This window comes from Thalassospira australica (genome assembly GCF_044790785.1).
GTDB lineage: Bacteria > Pseudomonadota > Alphaproteobacteria > Rhodospirillales > Thalassospiraceae > Thalassospira > Thalassospira australica_A.
Genome location: NZ_CP085258.1, coordinates 1,076,593 through 1,096,003 on the forward strand (window position 1 = coordinate 1,076,593; position 19,411 = coordinate 1,096,003).

Annotated in this window: 16 protein-coding genes; 9 read left to right on the top strand and 7 right to left on the bottom strand. The window is 57.8% G+C overall.

Features of this window, described 5'->3' with window-relative positions; all coding sequences use genetic code 11:
- Positions 1 to 151: 151 nt before the first annotated feature.
- Positions 152 to 556, bottom strand: coding sequence for a c-type cytochrome (locus LG297_RS05075; protein ID WP_404425771.1), 405 nt, complete (start codon positions 554 to 556; stop codon positions 152 to 154).
- Positions 557 to 730: 174 nt separating this feature from the next.
- Here LG297_RS05075 and LG297_RS05080 point away from each other — a divergent pair, with 174 nt between their 5' ends.
- The 6 genes from LG297_RS05080 to LG297_RS05105 all read left to right on the top strand — a co-directional run bounded on the left by LG297_RS05080 (position 731) and on the right by LG297_RS05105 (position 7,747).
- Complete coding sequence (locus LG297_RS05080) at positions 731 to 1,243, top strand: sigma-70 family RNA polymerase sigma factor (protein ID WP_404425773.1); 513 nt, start codon at positions 731 to 733, stop codon at positions 1,241 to 1,243.
- A gap of 135 nt (positions 1,244 to 1,378) precedes the next feature.
- A complete protein-coding gene (locus LG297_RS05085; RefSeq protein WP_404425775.1) occupies positions 1,379 to 2,422 on the top strand; it encodes a FecR family protein in 1,044 nt (347 codons plus the stop codon).
- A 136-nt stretch (positions 2,423 to 2,558) separates the two neighbouring features.
- The gene (locus LG297_RS05090) at positions 2,559 to 4,985 is read left to right on the top strand and encodes a TonB-dependent siderophore receptor (RefSeq protein WP_404425777.1); all 2,427 of its coding nucleotides are present in this window, start codon (positions 2,559 to 2,561) and stop codon (positions 4,983 to 4,985) included.
- Positions 4,986 to 5,118: 133 nt separating this feature from the next.
- Positions 5,119 to 5,919, top strand: a complete 801-nt coding sequence (locus LG297_RS05095) for an SDR family NAD(P)-dependent oxidoreductase (protein WP_404425779.1) — start codon at positions 5,119 to 5,121, stop codon at positions 5,917 to 5,919.
- Between the two features lie 147 nt (positions 5,920 to 6,066).
- Entirely contained in the window at positions 6,067 to 6,954 is an 888-nt protein-coding gene (gene yghX, locus LG297_RS05100; protein WP_404425781.1) for a YghX family hydrolase, read from the top strand.
- A 157-nt stretch (positions 6,955 to 7,111) separates the two neighbouring features.
- Positions 7,112 to 7,747 (top strand): class I SAM-dependent methyltransferase, encoded by a 636-nt coding sequence (locus LG297_RS05105; protein ID WP_404425783.1) that lies wholly within the window; start codon positions 7,112 to 7,114, stop codon positions 7,745 to 7,747.
- A 50-nt stretch (positions 7,748 to 7,797) separates the two neighbouring features.
- Here LG297_RS05105 and LG297_RS05110 read toward each other — a convergent pair whose 3' ends face one another.
- The 4 genes from LG297_RS05110 to LG297_RS05125 form a co-directional block, all read right to left on the bottom strand.
- Positions 7,798 to 8,724, bottom strand: a complete 927-nt coding sequence (locus LG297_RS05110) for an ABC transporter permease (RefSeq protein ID WP_404425785.1) — start codon at positions 8,722 to 8,724, stop codon at positions 7,798 to 7,800.
- Positions 8,725 to 8,732: 8 nt separating this feature from the next.
- Positions 8,733 to 9,512: an ABC transporter ATP-binding protein gene (locus LG297_RS05115; RefSeq protein WP_404425787.1), complete on the bottom strand. Its 780-nt coding sequence runs from the start codon at positions 9,510 to 9,512 to the stop codon at positions 8,733 to 8,735.
- 83 nt (positions 9,513 to 9,595) lie between these two features.
- Positions 9,596 to 10,582: an ABC transporter substrate-binding protein gene (locus LG297_RS05120; RefSeq protein WP_404425789.1), complete on the bottom strand. Its 987-nt coding sequence runs from the start codon at positions 10,580 to 10,582 to the stop codon at positions 9,596 to 9,598.
- Positions 10,583 to 10,719: 137 nt separating this feature from the next.
- Complete coding sequence (locus LG297_RS05125; RefSeq protein WP_404425791.1) at positions 10,720 to 11,622, bottom strand: AraC family transcriptional regulator; 903 nt, start codon at positions 11,620 to 11,622, stop codon at positions 10,720 to 10,722.
- Between the two features lie 157 nt (positions 11,623 to 11,779).
- Here LG297_RS05125 and LG297_RS05130 point away from each other — a divergent pair, with 157 nt between their 5' ends.
- The gene (locus LG297_RS05130; protein WP_404425793.1) at positions 11,780 to 12,535 is read left to right on the top strand and encodes an SDR family oxidoreductase; all 756 of its coding nucleotides are present in this window, start codon (positions 11,780 to 11,782) and stop codon (positions 12,533 to 12,535) included.
- 128 nt (positions 12,536 to 12,663) lie between these two features.
- Here the strand turns inward: LG297_RS05130 and LG297_RS05135 are convergent, their stop codons facing one another.
- Both LG297_RS05135 and LG297_RS05140 read right to left on the bottom strand, forming a co-directional pair.
- The gene (locus LG297_RS05135) at positions 12,664 to 13,824 is read right to left on the bottom strand and encodes a hypothetical protein (RefSeq protein WP_404425795.1); all 1,161 of its coding nucleotides are present in this window, start codon (positions 13,822 to 13,824) and stop codon (positions 12,664 to 12,666) included.
- Between the two features lie 179 nt (positions 13,825 to 14,003).
- Positions 14,004 to 14,681, bottom strand: coding sequence for a TetR/AcrR family transcriptional regulator (locus LG297_RS05140; protein ID WP_404425797.1), 678 nt, complete (start codon positions 14,679 to 14,681; stop codon positions 14,004 to 14,006).
- Between the two features lie 180 nt (positions 14,682 to 14,861).
- Here LG297_RS05140 and LG297_RS05145 point away from each other — a divergent pair, with 180 nt between their 5' ends.
- Entirely contained in the window at positions 14,862 to 16,088 is a 1,227-nt protein-coding gene (locus LG297_RS05145; RefSeq protein WP_404426932.1) for an efflux RND transporter periplasmic adaptor subunit, read from the top strand.
- A 24-nt stretch (positions 16,089 to 16,112) separates the two neighbouring features.
- A complete protein-coding gene (locus tag LG297_RS05150) occupies positions 16,113 to 19,259 on the top strand; it encodes an efflux RND transporter permease subunit (RefSeq protein ID WP_404425799.1) in 3,147 nt (1,048 codons plus the stop codon).
- Positions 19,260 to 19,411: the final 152 nt, after the last annotated feature.

Genomic DNA, 19,411 nt, shown 5'->3' on the forward strand with positions numbered 1-19,411 from the left:
ATCCTTTGGGCGACTTTTGCCAAGGGGACAACCCGCTATCTGGGGCCTTAGGCTTTATTCTGCGCAATCTGGATATCGGGTTGCGCAAAGTGGATATTTGACAGGTTTTTAAAAGATAAAAAGATCATCCGCCGGGCCGGATCATTCGGGATCAGTTCGCCGGTCTGGCATCGGCCCGTTGGGAGAGATCATCCATATAGGCGAGAAGATCGGCGATGGTTTCTGGCGTGAAGGTGAATTCCGGCATGGTCAGTTGATCGTGCGACACGGTGATGCCCTCGGCGAGCGCCTCTTCGAGGTTTTCAATCGGCCAGCGTTGGCCGAAGCTTGCGAGCGGCGGGGCGGTGGTGATGGCCGGGTCGGGATAGGGATCACCGGCAAATTCCATATGGCAGCGCAGGCAGGCCTGTTCTGCAATGGCCTTGCCGCGTGCGATATCGCCCCGTTCCTCGCCGCGATGGTCGAGCTGGTTGCCGATCAGCAGGAAGGCGGCGGTGGCGGCAGCCGCCCCGGTGATCAGGATGACGAGGCTGCTTTTGCGGGTTTTGATCTTCATGGCGGTTTCCCCCTTTCTTGCTTGCGCGGAGTATAGCGCCATTTGGTAAAGGAACGTTTTCGAATGTCGCGGGGAAGATTGCGAAAGATATTGATAATCAGTCTTAATATCTGCTAGTGACATATTCGGTGCCTGAAGCATCGTTGTTTGTGCCGGTCCCGAGGAAATACGGCTTTGTCCGCGAACCCCAATGCCCTTGTTCTGTTCATGTTGCATCGCCCGGCGCTGGTGAATTATGCCAGCAGTATCACGGGCAATCGCGTACAGGCCGAAGACCTGGTGCAGGAAGCGTGGTTGCGGTTTGATGCGGCATCGGACGGGCGGCTGATCGAGGATGCGACGGGGTATCTTTACCGGATCGTGCGCAACCTGGCGCTGGATAGCAAACGCAGGCTGGTGCGCGAAAGCCGTGTGACCTGTGCCGGGGACTTTGACGAGGCCGCCCGCACATCGCCCGATGTCACCCCGGACCCGGAAACCGTCGCGCTTTACAAGGATGAATATGCGATTGTGATGGCGGCGATGGATGAATTGCCCGAACGCACCCGCATTGCGTGCGAAATGCACCGGTTTGGCGGCGCGAAGCTTAGGGAAATTGCCGCCTTCCTTGAAATATCCGTGCCGCTTGCGCACAAGCTGGTGGCGGACGGGATCGAGCATTGCAAACAGCGGCTGGATCAGGCATGAGCCGATTTCACAATATTTATAGAAAAAAGTTCCGCAAATGCGTTTAGTAGTTGCAGGGATTTTGGCTTTGGTTTTTTCCGGGGCAGGCCGGTACGCACCCGCAATTTGCGAGACCGGTCAGGGATAGAGACGAGAATGGCAGCGAACACAGATGCGATCCCGCCGCAGGCCTCACGGGAGGCGACCGACTGGCTGATCCTGTTGCAGGAAGAGCCGGACGATCAGGATATTCTGCGTGCATTCGCGCAATGGTGCGATGCCGACCCGGCCCATATGCAGGCATGGGATGCCACGCGGCGCGCAGCCGATGTAATGGCGGCAGGTGCGCCCGAACATGCCGCCCGATGGCAGCCGTTTGTGCATGAGATGCGGGCGGGGAGTAACGGATCGCCGGTTTCATCATCATCGCGTAAAGACAATGTTGTGCGCCCGGCGTTCGGGCGGCGGAAGATGCTGCTTGGGGGCGGGATGGCGATTGCCGCATCGCTTTTTGCCGCCGTGGTCGGGCCGGGGATCGTTGCCCGTGCCGTGACCGGCTGGCAGGCCGATTATGTGACCGATACCGCCGAGATGCGCACCATCACCCTTGCCGATGCCAGCACGGTGACGATGGCACCGGAAAGTGCGATCCGGGTGCGATTTGAGGCGGGGGAGCGCCATGTCGCGCTTTTGGGGGGGGAAGCGTTTTTTGACGTGACGCCCGATCCAAAACGGCCATTTCGGGTATCGTCGGATGATGTCGATGTGACGGTGCTGGGCACCGGGTTTGACGTGCGGCGCAATGATGCCGGTACGCTGGTTGCGGTCGAACATGGATTGGTGCGGGTCGGATTTGATGCGATTAACCCGCCGGTCGATGAGAGGCTGGCAGCCGGACAAAGTGCGAGTGTGACATGGCAGGGGGCGGTGGCACGCGGCAGCCTTCCGGCCGGGCAGATCGCGAGCTGGCGACAGAACCAGCTGATTGCGCAGGATCAGCCGTTGGGGACCGTGATTGACGGGCTGCGGCGTTATTATCCGGGCCGGATCATTATTACCGATGATGCGCTGGCAGCCCGGACGGTGACGGGGGTTTATAACCTTGCCGATCCGCTGGCAGCCCTTCGCGGAATTGCACGCGCACAGGATGCGGTGGTGCGGCAGGTAACGCCGTGGATTTTGCTGGTTTCGGCATCCTGATCCGGGCATCTGAAAAATTTCCCGAAGTTTTTTTGAAAAAAATCCCCTGAGGCGCGTTTTGTGGTTTATGCGCAAATGAGAAGCGTTTTTATTCTCATTTGCGATCATGAATATGACGCAGAACGGAGATCACGGAATGACCACAGGGGGTAAGGCGGGTATGCGGAACCGCAGCAGACAGACGGTTTTCGCAGGCGCGCTTTTGGTAACAAGCGCATTGGTGCCGGTATTGGTCGCGGCACCGGCGATGGCACAGCAACAGGTGGCACAAAGCGGGACGGGGATCCTTGGCGCGTCACATGCGTTCGATATCCCGGCACAGTCGATGACCGCGGCGCTGACGCAGTTCGGGCAGCAGTCGGGGCTTCAGATTACGGTCGATGGGGCGCTTGTGCGGGGTATTGATGCGCCTGCCGTCAGCGGCAGCATGACATCGCAGCAGGCGCTGGATCGGCTGTTTGCCGGAAGTGGCCTGAGTTACAATATTGCCGATGATGGGACCGTGGTGGTCGAACAGATCGCAACCGGTGGGGCGGCCGAAGGCGAGGTTCTTGACCCGATCCGGGTGGAGGGCAATGCAGAGGGGGCCTATGGCCCGATGGGCCCGACACGCGACAGCGTTGTTGCCAGCCGGTCGCGCACGGCATCGAAAACCGATACGCCGATTTTGGATGATTCCGCCGCCGTGTCGGTCGTGACGCAGAAGGAAATGGAAACGCGCAATGTGCAGGATGTGCAGCAGGCGGTGGCCTATAGCGCGGGCGTGCAGGCGGGCGAATACGGATCGGATGTGCGTTATGATTATGTGCGTATCCGGGGATTTTATTCGTCGCTGTCGACCTATCGCGATGGATTGTCGTCGCGGACCTATAACTTCGTAACGGCACGCCAGGAACCCTATGGCCTTCAGCAGGTTGATATCCTGAAAGGATCGACATCGAGCCTGTTTGGCATGAACGGGCCGGGGGGGCTGGTGAATTTGATTACCAAGCGCCCGCAGGAGGAAGCCGGTGGCGAGGTTTTCACGACCCTTGGCGAAAATCATGTGCGCGGTGGCGGGGACGTTACCGGCCCGGTTGCGGAAGACAGCAACTGGTCCTATCGCCTGACCGGGCTTTGGCAGGATGCGGAACGCGAACAGGATTATTCGCAGGATGACCGTATTTATGTTGCGCCGGCCTTTACCTATAAGCCGAAGGCGGGAACCGAACTGACGATCCTGACCAGTTACAGCAACCGTGAAAGCAATCTGGGTTACGGCTTCCCGACCGGGATCGAAACCAGCCGCAATGCGTTTTTCGGTGAACCGGATTTCAACACTTTCGATACCGAAGAAACCAATATCGGTTACGAGCTGTCGCACCAGATTACCGACAAGCTGCAATTCCGCCAGAATGCGCGATATACCCATGTCGATCTGGATTACGAGACGGTTTATCTGAACGACACCACGCCGCTTGGTGACCGTTGGGCTTTTGCGATTTATGGCGAACTTGACCGTTTTGCCATCGACAACCAGATGCAGTATGACACGGCGATTAACGACAATCTCGACAGCAAGACGCTGGTGGGGTTTGACTACAATCGCGATCAGAACCGTGAACAACGCTATGACGGGACAGCATCGCCGATTGATCCCTATAACCCGTCTTATTGCGGGCTTTCATGCATCAACTTTACCAGCAATTCGGACACGGAAATCACGCAGGCGGCCTATGGGTTTTATGCGCAGGAACAGCTCACGATTGCCGATGACTGGATCGCGACCGTGGGTGGACGTTTCGATTATGTCCAAAGTGATACGGACACGATCAGCAGCGGTACGCTTGACGAACGTGACGATCATAAATTCACCTCGCGCTTCGGCCTGACCTATAAGGCGACGGACGAGGTTTCGGTTTACGGGAACTATTCGGAATCCTTCCAGCCGGTTTATGGCAGCACCGCATCCCGCCCGGATGGAACCGCACCGCAGGAAGGCACGCAGTACGAGGTTGGTATCAAATATCAGCCGACCACGATTGATGCGATGTTCACCGCGGCCCTGTTTGACCTGACGCAGGAAAACGTTTCGCAGTGGAACGCGACGTCGGGAATCTATCAACAGGTTGGCGAGATCAATTCGCGCGGGCTTGAGCTTGAGGGCAAGATGTCCCTTGACGAGCGGACCAACCTGACGCTGGCCTATACCTATCTTGATGCCGAAATCAAAGACGATGTGGTGACGGCCAATGTCGGCAACCGTCCGTCAAACGTGCCCGAACATGCCGCATCGGCATGGCTGGATTACACCATTCCCGAGCATGGCGCGTTTGGCGATCTGACCTTTGGTGGTGGTGTCCGTTTTGTTGGGTCACGTTATAACAACGATGCCAATGCCGATCTGCTGGGATCGCATACGGTGGTTGATGCGATGGTGAATTACATGGTGACGGACAATGTCAGCCTTGCGGTCAATGCGACCAATCTGTTTGACCGGGAATATGTCGCGTCCAACACGTTCGGCAGCCGTTATTACGGCGATGGCCGTACGGTTCTGGCGACGTTGAAATATAGCTGGTAAGCCAAGGCGCTTTATCGCACCTTTCGCTTTGCAAAAGACGGTCGTCCCATCGGGGCGGCCGTTTTTGCTTTGCGAATTTTCGGGCCGGGAGATGAAAGCTCTGGTAGGATCGGGTAACTCCGGGAGGGCGAAAATGGATCAGCGTCTTTTGGGTAAAACGGTTCTGGTATTTGGTGGTGGCTGCTGTGCGCCGGGATGGGGCAATGGCAAGGCGACGTCGGTGTTGCTGGCCCGGGCCGGGGCGAAGGTGGCGGTGGTTGATATCAACAAGACCGCCGCCGAGGAAACCGCATCTCTGATCGAGGAAGAAGGCGGCGAGGTCATTGCATTGACCGCCGACATCACCAAGCGCGATCAGGTCGATATTGCGGTTTCGACCGCGCGCGCGTCGCTGGGCGAGATTGATGTTCTGGTCAATAATGTCGGCAGGGTGGTTGGTGGCGGGCTTGAGCGGCTTGATACCGAAGACTGGCACAGCGCGTTCGAGACCAATGTCACCGGATTTTTCCATAGCTGTCAGGCGGTAATGCCCGCGATGCGCAAACATAAAAGCGGATCGGTGGTCAATATCGGATCGGTCAGCGGGGCGCGGCAGATGGGCATTGATTATCCGGCCTATGCCGCAGCCAAGGCCGCCGTTGTGCAGTTTACCAAATCGCTTGCGGTGGAATATGCGCCCTATCATGTGCGGGTCAATGCGGTGGTGCCGGGGCTTATTCACACCCCGCTGGTCGAGGCATCATTGGCACGGCTTTATGACGGGGCGGAGATCAACCGCATCCTTGAAACCCGCAATGCGCAGGTGCCGATGGGGCATATGGGTGATGCGTGGGACGTGGCGGAGGCGGTTTTGTTTCTGGCATCGGATGGGGCAAAATATGTCACGGGGATCGAGCTTGTGGTCGATGGCGGGTTAAGCTGCACCACACGGTGAGGTCATGAGGTGATCGGCCATGAGGTGAACTGGTTCACCGATAGCGGATTTGTGATTTGCCTGCCGATGCGGATTGCCGAAAACTTTCCGCATTCTTGCCACCAAACTCATGATTTCCGCCCCGGTTAATACCGAAGGGAGCCTATGATGAACCGTTTGACGGCCAAAGATTTCTCGCCGCAATTGCTTGAACTTTATGATTTTTATGCGCACGGGATCATTTCACGGCGCGAATTTCTTGACCGGGCCGCGAAATATACCGTCGGCGGGGTGACGGCGATGTCGGTTCTGGCGTCGCTTAGCCCGGATTATGCGCTTGCGACACAGGTCGAGTTTACCGATCCCGATATTGTCGCCGAATATATCATGTATCCGTCGCCCAACGGCCACGGCGAGGTGCGCGGCTATTTCGTCAAACCGGCCAATGCGACCGGCAAGCTGCCCGGTGTGGTGGTGGTGCACGAAAATCGCGGGCTTAATCCCTATATCGAGGATGTCGCGCGAAGGGTGGCCAAGGCCGGTTTCATCGCCCTTGCCCCGGATGGGCTGACATCGGTGGGGGGATATCCCGGCAATGATGACAAGGGGCGTGAATTGCAGCAGCAGGTCGACCCGACCAAATTGATGAACGATTTCTTTGCCGCCATCGAATTCCTGACCGCGCATGAGGCGACCACCGGCAAGATCGGCATTACCGGCTTTTGTTATGGCGGGGGGGTGTCGAATGCGGCGGCGGTGGCCTATCCGGAACTTGGTGCTGCCGTGCCGTTTTATGGCCGCCAGGCGGACGTGGCCGACGTACCGCGCATTCAGGCGCCGTTGCTGCTGCATTTTGGCGAGCTTGACACGCGGATCAATGAAGGATGGCCGGCTTATGAGGCGGCATTGAAGGAACACAACAAGGTCTATGAGGCCTATATCTATCCGGGGGCCAATCACGGGTTCCATAATGATTCAACCCCCCGCTATGACGAGGAACAGGCCAAGCTGGCGTGGGACCGCACGATTGCGTGGTTCAATAAATATCTGAGCTAGGCGCGTTCTGGGTTCTGGCCCGCACATTCATCGACAGCCCGGTGGTCACTATTCCGCCGGGCTGTTTTGGTTTCGGTGAGTGCTTGACGGGAACAGCTTTTACGATACATCATAAGTTACGTGATTCGATATGACTTGTGATGAAGGGGCATTTCCGATGCAAAACGCAACCGAACGGCCGGAAAACCCGGTTGAATTCTGGGAAGATCATTACCGGACAAAAAAGACCGATTATTCCGGCAATCCGGGGGAATTGCTGGTGCGGTATGTCGCCGATCTGACGCCGGGGCGGGCATTGGATATCGGCTGTTCGCATGGGGATGATGCGCTTTGGCTGGCCGGGCGGGGTTGGGACGTGACGGGGGCGGATATTTCGCAAACCGCGATCGAGCGGGCGCAGAAGCGTCTGGTGGGGAGTGACCTTGCCGGGCGGGTGCTGTTCGTTGCCTGCGATCTGGAACGCGAAATGCCGGACGGGAAATATGATTTGGTGACCGCGTCCTATTTTCAGTCACCGGTCGCGCTTGCGCGGGCCGACATCCTTCGGCGTGCGATGGCAAAGCTGGTGCCGGGCGGATATTTCCTGTGTATCGCGCACGCATCGGCCCCGCCGTGGCGCAAGGGAAATGGCGAACATCAGTTCCCGACCCTTCAGGAAGAGCTCGACGGGCTTGATCTTGGACCCGGTGAGTGGATTTTGCACAAGGCCGGGTACGCGACGCGCACTGTCACCGGGCCGGATGGTCAGGTTGCTGAAGTGATGGATATCGTACTGTTTTTGCAGCGCGTTTGATTTCTGACGACATGGAAAGGGCGGGATCATGTGACCCCGCCCTTTGTTTTTCATTCGCGGAACTTTTCGCGGGCGGGAGTGCCGCCGCGGCCACGTTTGAGGCTGGGCAGGGCCAGCATGGCGAGCACGAAAAGCCCGGTTGCCAGTTTCAGATCGGGCGGCGGCATACCGGCGGCCAGACAGAGCGATACCAGCTGATAATAGATGATCGCGCCGACAAACGGGGCGAGGAGCTGGCGAAAGACGCTGTGTTTGCCAACGATGGCCTCGCCGATCATGAGTGCGGCCAGACCATTGATCAGGATACCAAGGCCCATATTCACATCGGCAAAGCCCTGTGACTGGACCATCAATGCACCGCTGGTGGCTGAAAAGGCGCTGGCAAGGCCAACACCGCCGATGGTCGAAACCCAGACGGAAATGCCTTGGGCCTCGGCCATCGCCGGGTTGGCGCCGACCGCGCGCATGGCCGTGCCCTTTTCGGTTTTGAAAAACCAGTTGAGGGCCACAAACACCGCCGCCCCGATGATCCCGGCAATGATGATCTTGGCCGCCGGGAAGCCCGGCGTGACGAACGGGGCCCAGTCAAACACCGAACCGGTGCCAAAGATCGACAGGTTCGATTTGCCCATGATGCGCAGATTGATGCTGTAAAGCATCGTCATCATCAGGATACCGGCCAGAAGCGTGTGAATGCGAAACCGAAGATGGATCAGGGCGGTACAGCAACCAGCAGCAAAACCGCACAGAAGGGCCGCGATGATGGTGAGTGCCGGATTGACCCCGGCAGCAATCAGAACCCCGGCAACACAGCCGCCCAGCGGATAGGCGCCTTCGCTGGTGAGGTCGGGGAAATGCAGGGTTCGGAACGGGATCATGATGCCCATGACGACAAAAGCCAGGATCAGGCTTTGGGCCAATGTCACGGGCACCAGCGCCATATAGCTTGTGAAGGTGGCAGACAAAAATTCCATCATGGTTCTACCTATGCGCCGAGCAACATGGCATCGGATTTGACCGCAAAATGATCGATCAGCTTTGCCACCGTAATACCGGCCTTTTCTTCGCCGCCGATTTCCAGTTTGACCTTTCCGGCATCCAGCATGATGACGCGATGGCCGTAATCAACCGCGTGCTGCATGTTATGGGTGACCATCAGGGTGGTGAGTTTAAGGGCGTCAACTGCACGCACCGTCGCCCCCATGACAAGATCGGCGGTGCGCGGATCAAGGGCGGCGGTATGTTCATCAAGCAACAGCAGATCGGGCGATCCGCCGACCGCCATGATGAGGGAGAGCGATTGACGTTGCCCGCCCGATAGCAGTTCAACACGGGTATCAAGCCGGTTTTCAAGGCCAAGACCCAGGATTGACAGTCGTTCCTTGTAATCCGACAGGCGTTTGGGATTAAGCCCACGGGCAAATGTGCGGCTTTTGCTGCGCAGTTCGGCCAGAAGCATGTTTTCGGCAACCGTCATGCTGGCAGCAGTACCCAGCATCGGGTCCTGAAACACGCGGGCAATGCGCATGGCGCGTTTATGGACGGGCATATTAGTGACATCATCGCCATTGATCAGGATTTGACCGTGATCAAGGGGCATTGCACCGGAAACGGCGTTTAGCATCGTGCTTTTGCCCGCCCCGTTGGAGCCGATGACAACACCGAATTCGCCGGTTTGGAGAGTAAGCGACAGGTCGTCCAGCGCGATCTTTTCGTCGGGCTGGCCTTTGTAAAAGGTTTTTCGTGCAGAACGGATTTCAAGCATCCGTATCCTCCGTAAAGCAACATTGGCGCCCCCCGGTGATGCCGGAATGCGGGGCGCCAAATGTCATGTGAGGCCGGATCAGATTATTCGACGACGCAGCCGCAATTGGCGAGTGCCTCGGGAATGGTGATGCCAAAGGCATCGGCGGCTTTTTTCGAAATCAGTGGCTCGTGATTGACATAGGACGGTTTGGACGGTGCGATGGATGCCGGGTCCTTGCCGTTGAGGATTTCCGCCGCAATGATGCCGGCACTTAAACCGACCTGCGCATAATCGACCGAGAAGCTGGCCGGCACGGTGCCATTGGCAACGGCCGAACTATCGGAATTGACAATCGGAACGCCGATCTGGCGCGCAGCCGCCGAAACCGCGGCAATTGCCGGCTGGATCAGGTTTGATGCCGGGGTATAGATGACATCGGCTTTGCCAGCGACCGACGTGATGCGCTGCTGGATGTCGTTGACGTTATCAATGCCGACCGGGACGACTTCAAGGAAGTGTGCCGGGGCCAGTTCCTGCACCTTTTCAAGCAGGGCCACGTCATTGGCTTCGCCCGGGTTATAGGGCAGGGCAAGGCGTTTGGCATCGGGCAACAGCAGTTTGGTAAATTCCAGAACCGCGTCGATATCCTGCAAATCCGATGCGCCGGTCATGCCTTCATCACCGGCTTCCCAAGACGGGACCAGCTTGGCAGCGATCGGGTCGGTCACGGCGGAAAACACAATCGGAATGCCCGATCCGGCCAGGGCTTTTTTGGCGATCTGGGAAACCGGGGTGGTGACGGTAAAGATCAGTTTGGGATTTTCCGCCTGCAATTTGGCGATCATCTGGGGTACCAGAGACGCATCAAAATTGGTGTGGCTTTCGGAATAGACAACGTCGGTTCCCTCGGCAAAACCGCCGCTTGCCATACCTTCCTTGAAACCGGCGATAGCGGCATTCAACTGCGGATGTTCGCCGAAATTGGCAATGCCGACCCTGATCGGTTCGGCAGATGCAGTGCCGATGGCACCCAGCATCGCGCCAGCAATCAGAAGGCCCGAAAGCGGCCCGGATTTGAAGATTTTCATTTTTTACGAAGCTCCCTGATTTATCAGGCCGGTATGTGGCAGACCGACCCTGCCAACGGATCATGCGAAGTTCAGCACTGCCCGTCAACAGGATGTCACATGATCGGATGTACAATTATCAGGGAAAGGGAATGTTGTTATTCGGCGGCCTGCGATGCGGGGGATTGTTCCCGCGCCATATCCCGGTCGGTGGCGGGCGGCATGCCGAACATGCGGCGATATTCGCGGGTAAACTGTGACACGCTTTCATAACCGACATTATAGGCCGCACTGCTTGCGGTCATGCCTTCGGCCATGATCAGGCGGCGGGCCTCGATCAGGCGGAGCTGTTTCTGGAACTGTCGCGGGGACAGCGAGGTGACGGTTTTGAAATGCTGGTAAAAGGAGGACGGGCTCATGCCCGCAGTGGCGGCAAGTCGGTCCACCGGCAGAGGTTTACTGAATTCTTTGCGCAGGATGGCGACCGCGCGTGCCACGCGCTGCGTGTGGCTGTCGGGCCAGCCAAGTTGGCGGATGGCGGCCCCATGCGAGCTGGTCAGAAGCCAGTAATGCAATTCGCGGATCAGCGATTGATGGAGCATGGGAACGGCATCGGGACGATCCAGCAAGCGCATCAGGCGAAGGGCGGTATCAGCGACATTGTCATCGGTGGGGGCGACAATGACGGCAGCATCATCGCTTTGCGGCGGGGTGCCCATCTGCAATGACAGGTCGGCAATCACCGATGGATCAAGATCAAGCACCAGCGACATATAAGGCGCATCGGGGCTGGCATCGGTGATCTGGCTGACGGTCGGGACATCGGCGGTAATCAGAAGCGTGTTGCCGGGGCGAAGGGTGAAAGTCCGGTCGCCAAGGGCAACCTGTTTGCAGCCCTGAAGGATCAGGCACACCAGCGGGCGCGAGATCGCATAATCCAGCCCGCTTGGCGTGACGGACCGGATGGTCGTCAGGCCGGGAACGGGTGTCTGGGCCAGTCCGCTGTCGATGGCAAGGCTATCAAGCCAGGACCGGACCGAGGTGAGAAGCGCGTTTGTCATGCCGCGATCCTAATCCCGATTGATATCGTCGTAAATACAGTTTGGAGGATTAGGCTAAGTATGCCGAGGTTCCGGCAACGACGGGTGAGAAGGGCGACAGTATAACGGACGACATCAACCGACACTATCCAACATCACCAAACCAAGGAGTTGTCCGATGACCAGGATTTCAATTGTAACCGGTTCCAGTCGTGGCCTTGGCCGCAATACCGCCCTTGCCATCGCGCGGCACGGCGGGGATGTGATCGTGACCTATCACAGCCGATCTGACGATGCCGATGCAGTGGTTTCGGAGATTAAGGCAATGGGGCGGAAGGCCTTGGCCCTGAAACTTGACGTTGCCGATATTTCCGGATTTGCCGGATTTGCCGAAAACCTGCGCACCGGATTGCGCGATATCTGGGGCCGGGAAACGTTTGACCATCTTGTCAATAATGCCGGTCATGGTGACATGGCATCGATTGCCGAAACCACCGAGGCACAGTTCGACAAGCTGGTTGATGTGCATTTCAAGGGGGTTTTCTTCCTGACACAGGCCCTGTTGCCGTTGATTGCCGATGGCGGGCGGATCGTGAACCTGTCATCCGGGCTGACCAAGGGGGCATTCCCCGGATTTTCGGCCTATGCGGCGGTCAAGGGCGCGGTTGAGGTGCTGAGCCTTTATATGGCCAAGGAACTTGGTGTGCGCGGCATTGCGGTCAATACGGTCGCACCGGGCGCGATTGAAACCGACTTCCTTGGCGGGGCAGTGCGCGATACCCCGGACCTGAACAAGGTGTTTGCCGAAATGACGGCGCTTGGCCGGGTTGGCGTGCCCGATGATATCGGGCCGATGATTGCCAGTTTGCTGTCGGAAGACAATCGTTGGGTCAATGCCCAGCGGATCGAGGTTTCCGGCGGGCAGGGTATCTGAGCCCGGTCAGGAACGGATTGCAAAGGCCCGGCTGGAAATCGAAACCGAATTTCCGGACGGGTCTTTCATATTGGCGAATTGATAGCCGTCGGCCTCATGGATCGGGCGGACATCAATAACCTGTACGATCAACTGCCGCTTGTGCCACTGAACACGGTGATGCCGTTGACGACAATCCGGCCGTCGCGCAATAGTTCCACGTCATAATTCGTCGTGCCCTGTTTGCCGGGTTCACCGGCGGCCAGGCCGTCAACGGCGAAGGGAACAAGGGCACCAAGCAGGGTCGGGCTTTCAGGCGTGCCGATCAGATCCTGCAGGTGTTCACGCCCGATCAGGTCGATGTCAAGCTGGCCTGCAAAACCGTAACGTGCTGCCTGCTGGGCGATAAATTCACCCTTGCCAAGTGCTTCGAGGCCGCGGCCTTCGACGTAAATTTCATCAATCTTGACCGGGGCACCGTTATCGGCGGCCTTCTGCCACAGATCGTTGGCGATCTGGCGGCGGGCGGCGCGCGGGGCCAGGCCGGTCATCATATCGTTAAAACCCTTTTGCAGGATCGGGCGGGCTTCGGACCAGGGCAGGCCGGTGCTGCTGCTTTTGATCCGGACCGTGCGTGGCTGCACAAGGTTTGGCAGCCAGAGGCCGTCATGGGTGTAATCAAGGTGGGTTTCGCCATTTTCACCGGGGTAAAGCAGGAAACTGGTCGATTTGACCGAGCCGCGTTTTTCCCGGTTCGGGCCGGTCCATTCCGCTGCCTGCCATGAAATACGGGCTTCATCGGGCATCCAGCGCAGGAGAAGACCGTTCATCAGCCAGTGTTTGCGCGTGACCGGTTCATCACCGATCAGGAAATCAGCCGCCCCGGTGAAATCGACCGGAACGCCGGTGACATAATCCCAGCGCAGGCTGCCGCGGGCGGCCCGCATGGTCAGGTCGCGCTGGTCGCTGGTGGCGTCGGCCAGCATTTTACCGCGTTCGGGCAGGGCAATATCGATATCGACCTGATTGGCAGCATCGGTATCGTTGAGTGTCACCCTGACACCTTCAAGGGCAAGTTCGCGGGCCGAGCTGTAACCGCTGAGATCAAGGCGGACATCGTCATAGGTGAAGTTGACCGCACCATCGCTGCTTTCGGCCGAGGTTTCGGTCGCGGAGATGCCGTTCTGCATCAGAATGGCATCCATGATTTCGCGCGCTTTCTGTGTTTCAAGCGCAAAGGCATTTGCGCCAGCGGCACAAACGGAAATCAGTGAAATACCAATGCCGATGACAATACGGCGTACAGGCATGATCGAAGGCCCCTCGAATGATTAGCGGATCGTGATTAGAACGATTGCATTCTTTACATCAAATTTGGTGAAGATGGGGCAGGGATTGTTGCAAGGGGGTGCCAGCCGGTGCGAAAATACGCCGGTGTGAAACGGATCACAGGGGGCGAAGCCGCCGGGCCCGACCTGTATTTCAGGGGTTACTGATCCGCCGGGGCGCAGCCAAGCGTGCCGCGTTTGCCGTCAACCGCAACGCCACACAGAAATACATCGACAGCGCGCGAGACGCGTTTTTTGATCTGTTCATCGCTGTATTTGGGCGGGGAAACCATTTTCATGATCTGATGCTGCCAGTCGCCGACGATCATCGCGTCAAAGATTTCGGCGTAGTGATCGGGGTCGTCAATGGCAAGATTGCCCAGATCGTTCTGGCGTTTCAGGTAGTTTGCAAGACGTTTTCGCGTGCTTTCGGGGCCGACTTCAAGGAATTTCTCAACCATTGGTATAAAATGCTGTCCTTCGGAGAACAGAATCTGCGTGAAGCGGACGGCCTCCTCGGTTAGTATCTTGTTCGATAGTTTGAGGGCGAAGTCTGTCAGGGCGTCACGGGGAGGGAGATTGGATTCCAGCGAAATATGCAATTCCGCGGAAAATTCCATGCAGCGTTCTGTCATGACGGCTGCGAGCAACCCGTCTTTTCCGCCAAATGCCTCGTAGAGTGTTGTGCGTGAGCCACCGGATCGGGAAATAACGTCATTTAGCGTAACGCCAGAAAAGCCTTTCTCCAGCAGAAGCTGCCATGCAGCATCCATCATCGCACGTCTCCGTGCGGTTCCGCGACCGGGTTGTTTTTCCTGGGTTTCTGGCGTTTCACTCATTGTTTTTCGATCTTCGTGATTTGTTTGTTTTTGGCTCTTGATCGTGCAGCGCACAATGTGTACTGTACCGTACAGTATTTAAGAATTCAATGGTAAAGCTGCCTCTTGATCCGGCCTGATTTGACCCCGACCAAGGCAGCTTTGCTTATTAGGACCGTGAGAAGGAAAATAATTTTGTCGATGCGATCTTGTTTGAAATTTGCCGGTATGGCCGCGCTTGCATTGATGGTTGCAGCCTGCGACGAGCAAAAAGAGGCGCAGCAGTCGGATGCCAGCGCACAGCAGCAGCCGCAGGCAACGCCGGTCGGCACCATTACGCTTGAGACGCAGACCGTTGGTCTGATCGAGGAAATGCCCGGCCGTACCGTTGCGTTTCGCAAGGCTGCCGTGCGCCCGCAGGTCGATGGCATCATCAAGGAACGCAACTTTACCGAAGGGGCGCTCGTTGAAGCCGGTCAGCAGCTTTATATGATCGATCAGGACGTCTATATGGCGGAACTTGACGCCGCCCAGGCGGAACTTGCCCGCCAGCGTGCGACCCTTGACCAAACGACCAAAACCCGCAAGCGTTATGAAAGCCTTGTGAAAACGCAGGCGGTGTCCGAACAGACCTTTGACGATGCAATTTCGGCAGAGGCGCAGGCGAAGGCATCGGTTGCGGCCGCGCGCGCGCAGGTCGACCAGGCGCGCATCAATGTGGAATACACCACGGTGACAGCCCCGATTTCGGGCCAGATCAGTTCATCGGATGTGACCGAAGGTGCGCTTGTCACGGCCAACCAGGCCGAAGCACTGACCACGATCACGCAGCTTGACCCGATCTATGTCGATGTGACGCAGGCCGGTGGCCGTTTGCTCAAGATCAGGCAGGCGATCCAGAATGGCCGGATCAAGGGCGTCGAGGACGGCAAGATCGAGGTTTCGCTGATCATTGATGCGACGGGTGTTGAATATCCCCATACCGGGACATTGCAGTTTTCCGATGTGACGGTGAATGAAACCACCGGTACGGTTCGTCTGCGGGCGGTTTTCCCGAACCCGGACGGGGTCTTGCTGCCGGGCATGTTCGTGCGCGGGCAGGTGCGTCAGGGCAGACTTGAAGGGGCATTCCTTATCCCCCAGAAAGCGGTGATGCGTCGTCCGGATGGCTCGGCCTATGTCTATACGGTGGGTGACGGCAAGGCTGTTTCCAAGGATATCGAAATCGAACAGTCGCAGGGTGAAAACTGGCTGGTTACCGGTGGTGTCGAAAATGGCGAACAGCTGATTGTCGACGGTCTCCAGCGTATCGGGCCGGGTGCGCCGGTTGCGCCGCAACCCGTCGAAGCGGCGAATGCCGATCAGGGTGGTGGCCAGGATGCCGCCCAAGGCAACGCCCAGGATAATGCCCAGGAAACAGCCCAGTAAGCTGCCGATTAAGGACGATTTCTAATGGCAAAGTTTTTTATTGATCGCCCCGTCTTCGCCTGGGTTGTGGCCCTGGTGATCATGCTGGCGGGCGGGCTGTCCATTTTGCAGCTGCCGATCGAACAATATCCATCGATTGCGCCGCCGTCGGTGCAGATCGAGGCGACCTATCCGGGGGCCTCGGCCGAAACCGTGGAAAGCACGGTGACGCAGGTTATCGAGCAGGAAATGAACGGGCTGGATTACCTGCGCTATATGTCTTCGAACAGTGGCGCGACCGGCAGTGCATCCATTACGCTGACATTCGAACCCGAAGCCGATCCCGATATCGCGCAGGTTCAGGTGCAGAACAAATTGCAGTCTGCGATGTCGCGCCTGCCGACCGAAGTTCAGCAGCAGGGCATCACGGTTTCAAAATCGAGCGGCTCGTTCCTGATGGTGGCGGGCTTTGTGTCGTCTGATGGATCGATGAATGCCGAAGACCTTTCGGATTTCGTGGTTTCGACCATCGAAGACCCGATTGCACGTGTGAATGGTGTCGGTTCGGTACAGGTGTTTGGGGCGCAGCATGCGATGCGCATCTGGCTCGATCCGAACAAGCTGGTTTCCTATAACCTGACAGTTGCCGATGTCAGTTCGGCGATTGAAGCCCAGAATACCGAAGTCACCGCCGGTCAGATCGGCGGGGCGCCTTCGGTGCCGGGCCAGCAGATCAACGCGACCATTACCGCCCAAAGCAAGCTGCAGACGGTTGACGAGTTTGCCAACATTCTGCTGCGCGTGAATACCGACGGATCGCAGATCCGTCTGGGCGATGTTGCCCGCATCGAGATTGGCGGCGAAAGCTATGACGTGGTTGCGCGTTATAATGCACAGGCCGCAACCGGTATCGGTATCAACCTTGCAACCGGGGCCAACGCGCTTGATACCGCCGAGGCCGTCAAGGCGCGTCTTGCGGAGCTTGAGCCGTTCTTCCCGCAGGGGCTTGAGGTCGTTTATCCTTACGATACGACCCCGTTCGTCGAAGTTTCGATCGAGGAAGTGGTCCGGACCCTGTTTGAAGCCATCGCGCTTGTTTTCGTCGTGATGTTCGTGTTCCTGCAGAACTGGCGTGCGACCCTGATCCCGACGATTGCGGTGCCGGTGGTTTTGCTTGGTACGTTTGGCGTGCTGGCGGCGTTTGGCTATTCGATCAACACGCTGACCATGTTTGGCATGGTGCTGGCGATTGGCCTTCTGGTCGATGACGCCATCGTTGTGGTCGAGAACGTCGAACGCGTGATGCATGAAGACGGTTTGCCACCACGTGAAGCGACACGAAAATCCATGAGCCAGATTACCGGCGCACTTGTCGGTATTGCGTTGGTTCTTTCAGCCGTGTTTGTGCCGATGGCGTTCTTTGCCGGGTCGACCGGGGCGATTTACCGACAGTTTTCGATCACGATCGTTTCGGCGATGGTGCTGTCGGTGATTGTGGCGATTGTCCTGACACCGGCCCTTTGTGCGACCATGCTCAAACCGTCCAAAACCGATCCGCATTCCAAGCGGGGGTTCTTTGGCTGGTTCAACCGCGGGTTCGATAAGACCAACAATTTCTATCAGGGCAGTGTCGGCCATGTGGTGAACCGCAAATGGCGCTATCTGTTCGTGTATGGCATTCTTGTCGGCGCTCTGGCCTTCCTGTTCGTGCGTCTGCCGGGGTCATTCCTGCCGGATGAGGATCAGGGGATCATGTTCTCGATGGTGCAACTGCCGGCCGGTGCCTCGCAGGAGCGGACCGTGGAAGTGCTCAAAGAGATCGAGACCCACTTTATGGAAGCCGAGAAGGACGTGGTGAACGGTATCTTTACCGTTGCTGGCTTCTCGTTTGCCGGGAGTGGTCAGAATGCGGGTATTGCCTTCGTCAACCTTAAAGACTGGTCGGAACGTACCGAACCGGGACAGTCGGTTGAAGGGGTGATCGGGCGGGCCTATGGTGCCTTTGCCCAGATCCGCGATGCCATGGTCTTTGCCTTTGCCCCGCCTGCGATTATCGAGCTGGGCACGGCGAACGGCTTTGACATGCAGTTGGTGGATCGTGGCGGTTCAGGGCATGACGCCCTGATGGCGGCACGCAACCAGTTGCTTGGCATGGCGGCACAGGACCCGCGTCTGGTCGGTGTCCGTCCGAACGGCCTGGATGATACGCCGCAGTTTGACATCAATATCGATCAGGAAAAGGCCAGTGCGCTGGGGGTCGACATTTCCGACATCAACCGCACGCTGGCAACTGCCTGGGGGTCGAGCTATGTCAACGACTTCATCGAAAAGGGCCGTGTGAAGCGGGTCTATATGCAGGCAGATGCAAAATATCGCATGATGCCCGAAGACCTTGATCACTGGTATGTTCGCAATAGCCATGACGAGATGGTGCCGATTTCGGCCTTCTCGACCACGGAGTGGACCTTTGGTTCGCCACGTCTGGAGCGCTTTAACGGTCTTTCGTCTGTCAATATCCAGGGTCAGGCGGCACCGGGCGTTGCATCGGGTGATGCGATGAGGGCGATGGAAGAAATCGTTGCCAAGCTTCCGGGCGGTATCGGCCTTGAATGGCAGGGGCTTTCCTATGAGGAACGCGAAGCAGGCGAGCAGGGCCCGGCCCTTTATGCCCTGTCGATGATCGTGGTCTTCCTGTGTCTTGCGGCACTGTATGAAAGCTGGGCGATTCCGGTTTCGGTGATGATGGTTGTGCCGCTGGGCGTTTTGGGTGCCGTGATTGCAGCCTTGCTGCGCGGTCTTCCCGATGACGTTTACTTCCAGGTGGCGATCCTGACCACCATCGGGCTTTCGGCCAAGAACGCCATTCTGATCGTCGAGTTCGCACGTGAACTTTATGATCAGGGGATGGGGCTGCTTGAGGCAACGGTCGAGGCTGCACGCCAGCGTCTGCGTCCGATCATCATGACCTCGATGGCGTTTACGCTGGGCGTTCTGCCGCTTGCGATCAGTACCGGTGCCGGTGCGGGGGCGCGTGTTGCGGTGGGGACCGGGGTGATGGGCGGCATGATTGCGGCCACGATCCTTGCGATCTTCTTCGTGCCGCTGTTCTTCGTGCTGATTGTCGGTGCCTTTGCCAAGAACCGTTCGAAACGCGGTGATGTGAAGGCGGCCCACGAACATCCGGCGGAATAAACCAAAAGCAAAGCCGGTCTGAGTTAACAGACCGGCTTTGTCGGCGCGCTCGCGACGGTTGCAGACTTGTCTGCTTAGTCCCCCGACCCCGCCGTTGCGCGTGCGTAAGAAGGGCTGGTGCAATGCACCGGCCCTTTGTTTTGTCTGCTGAT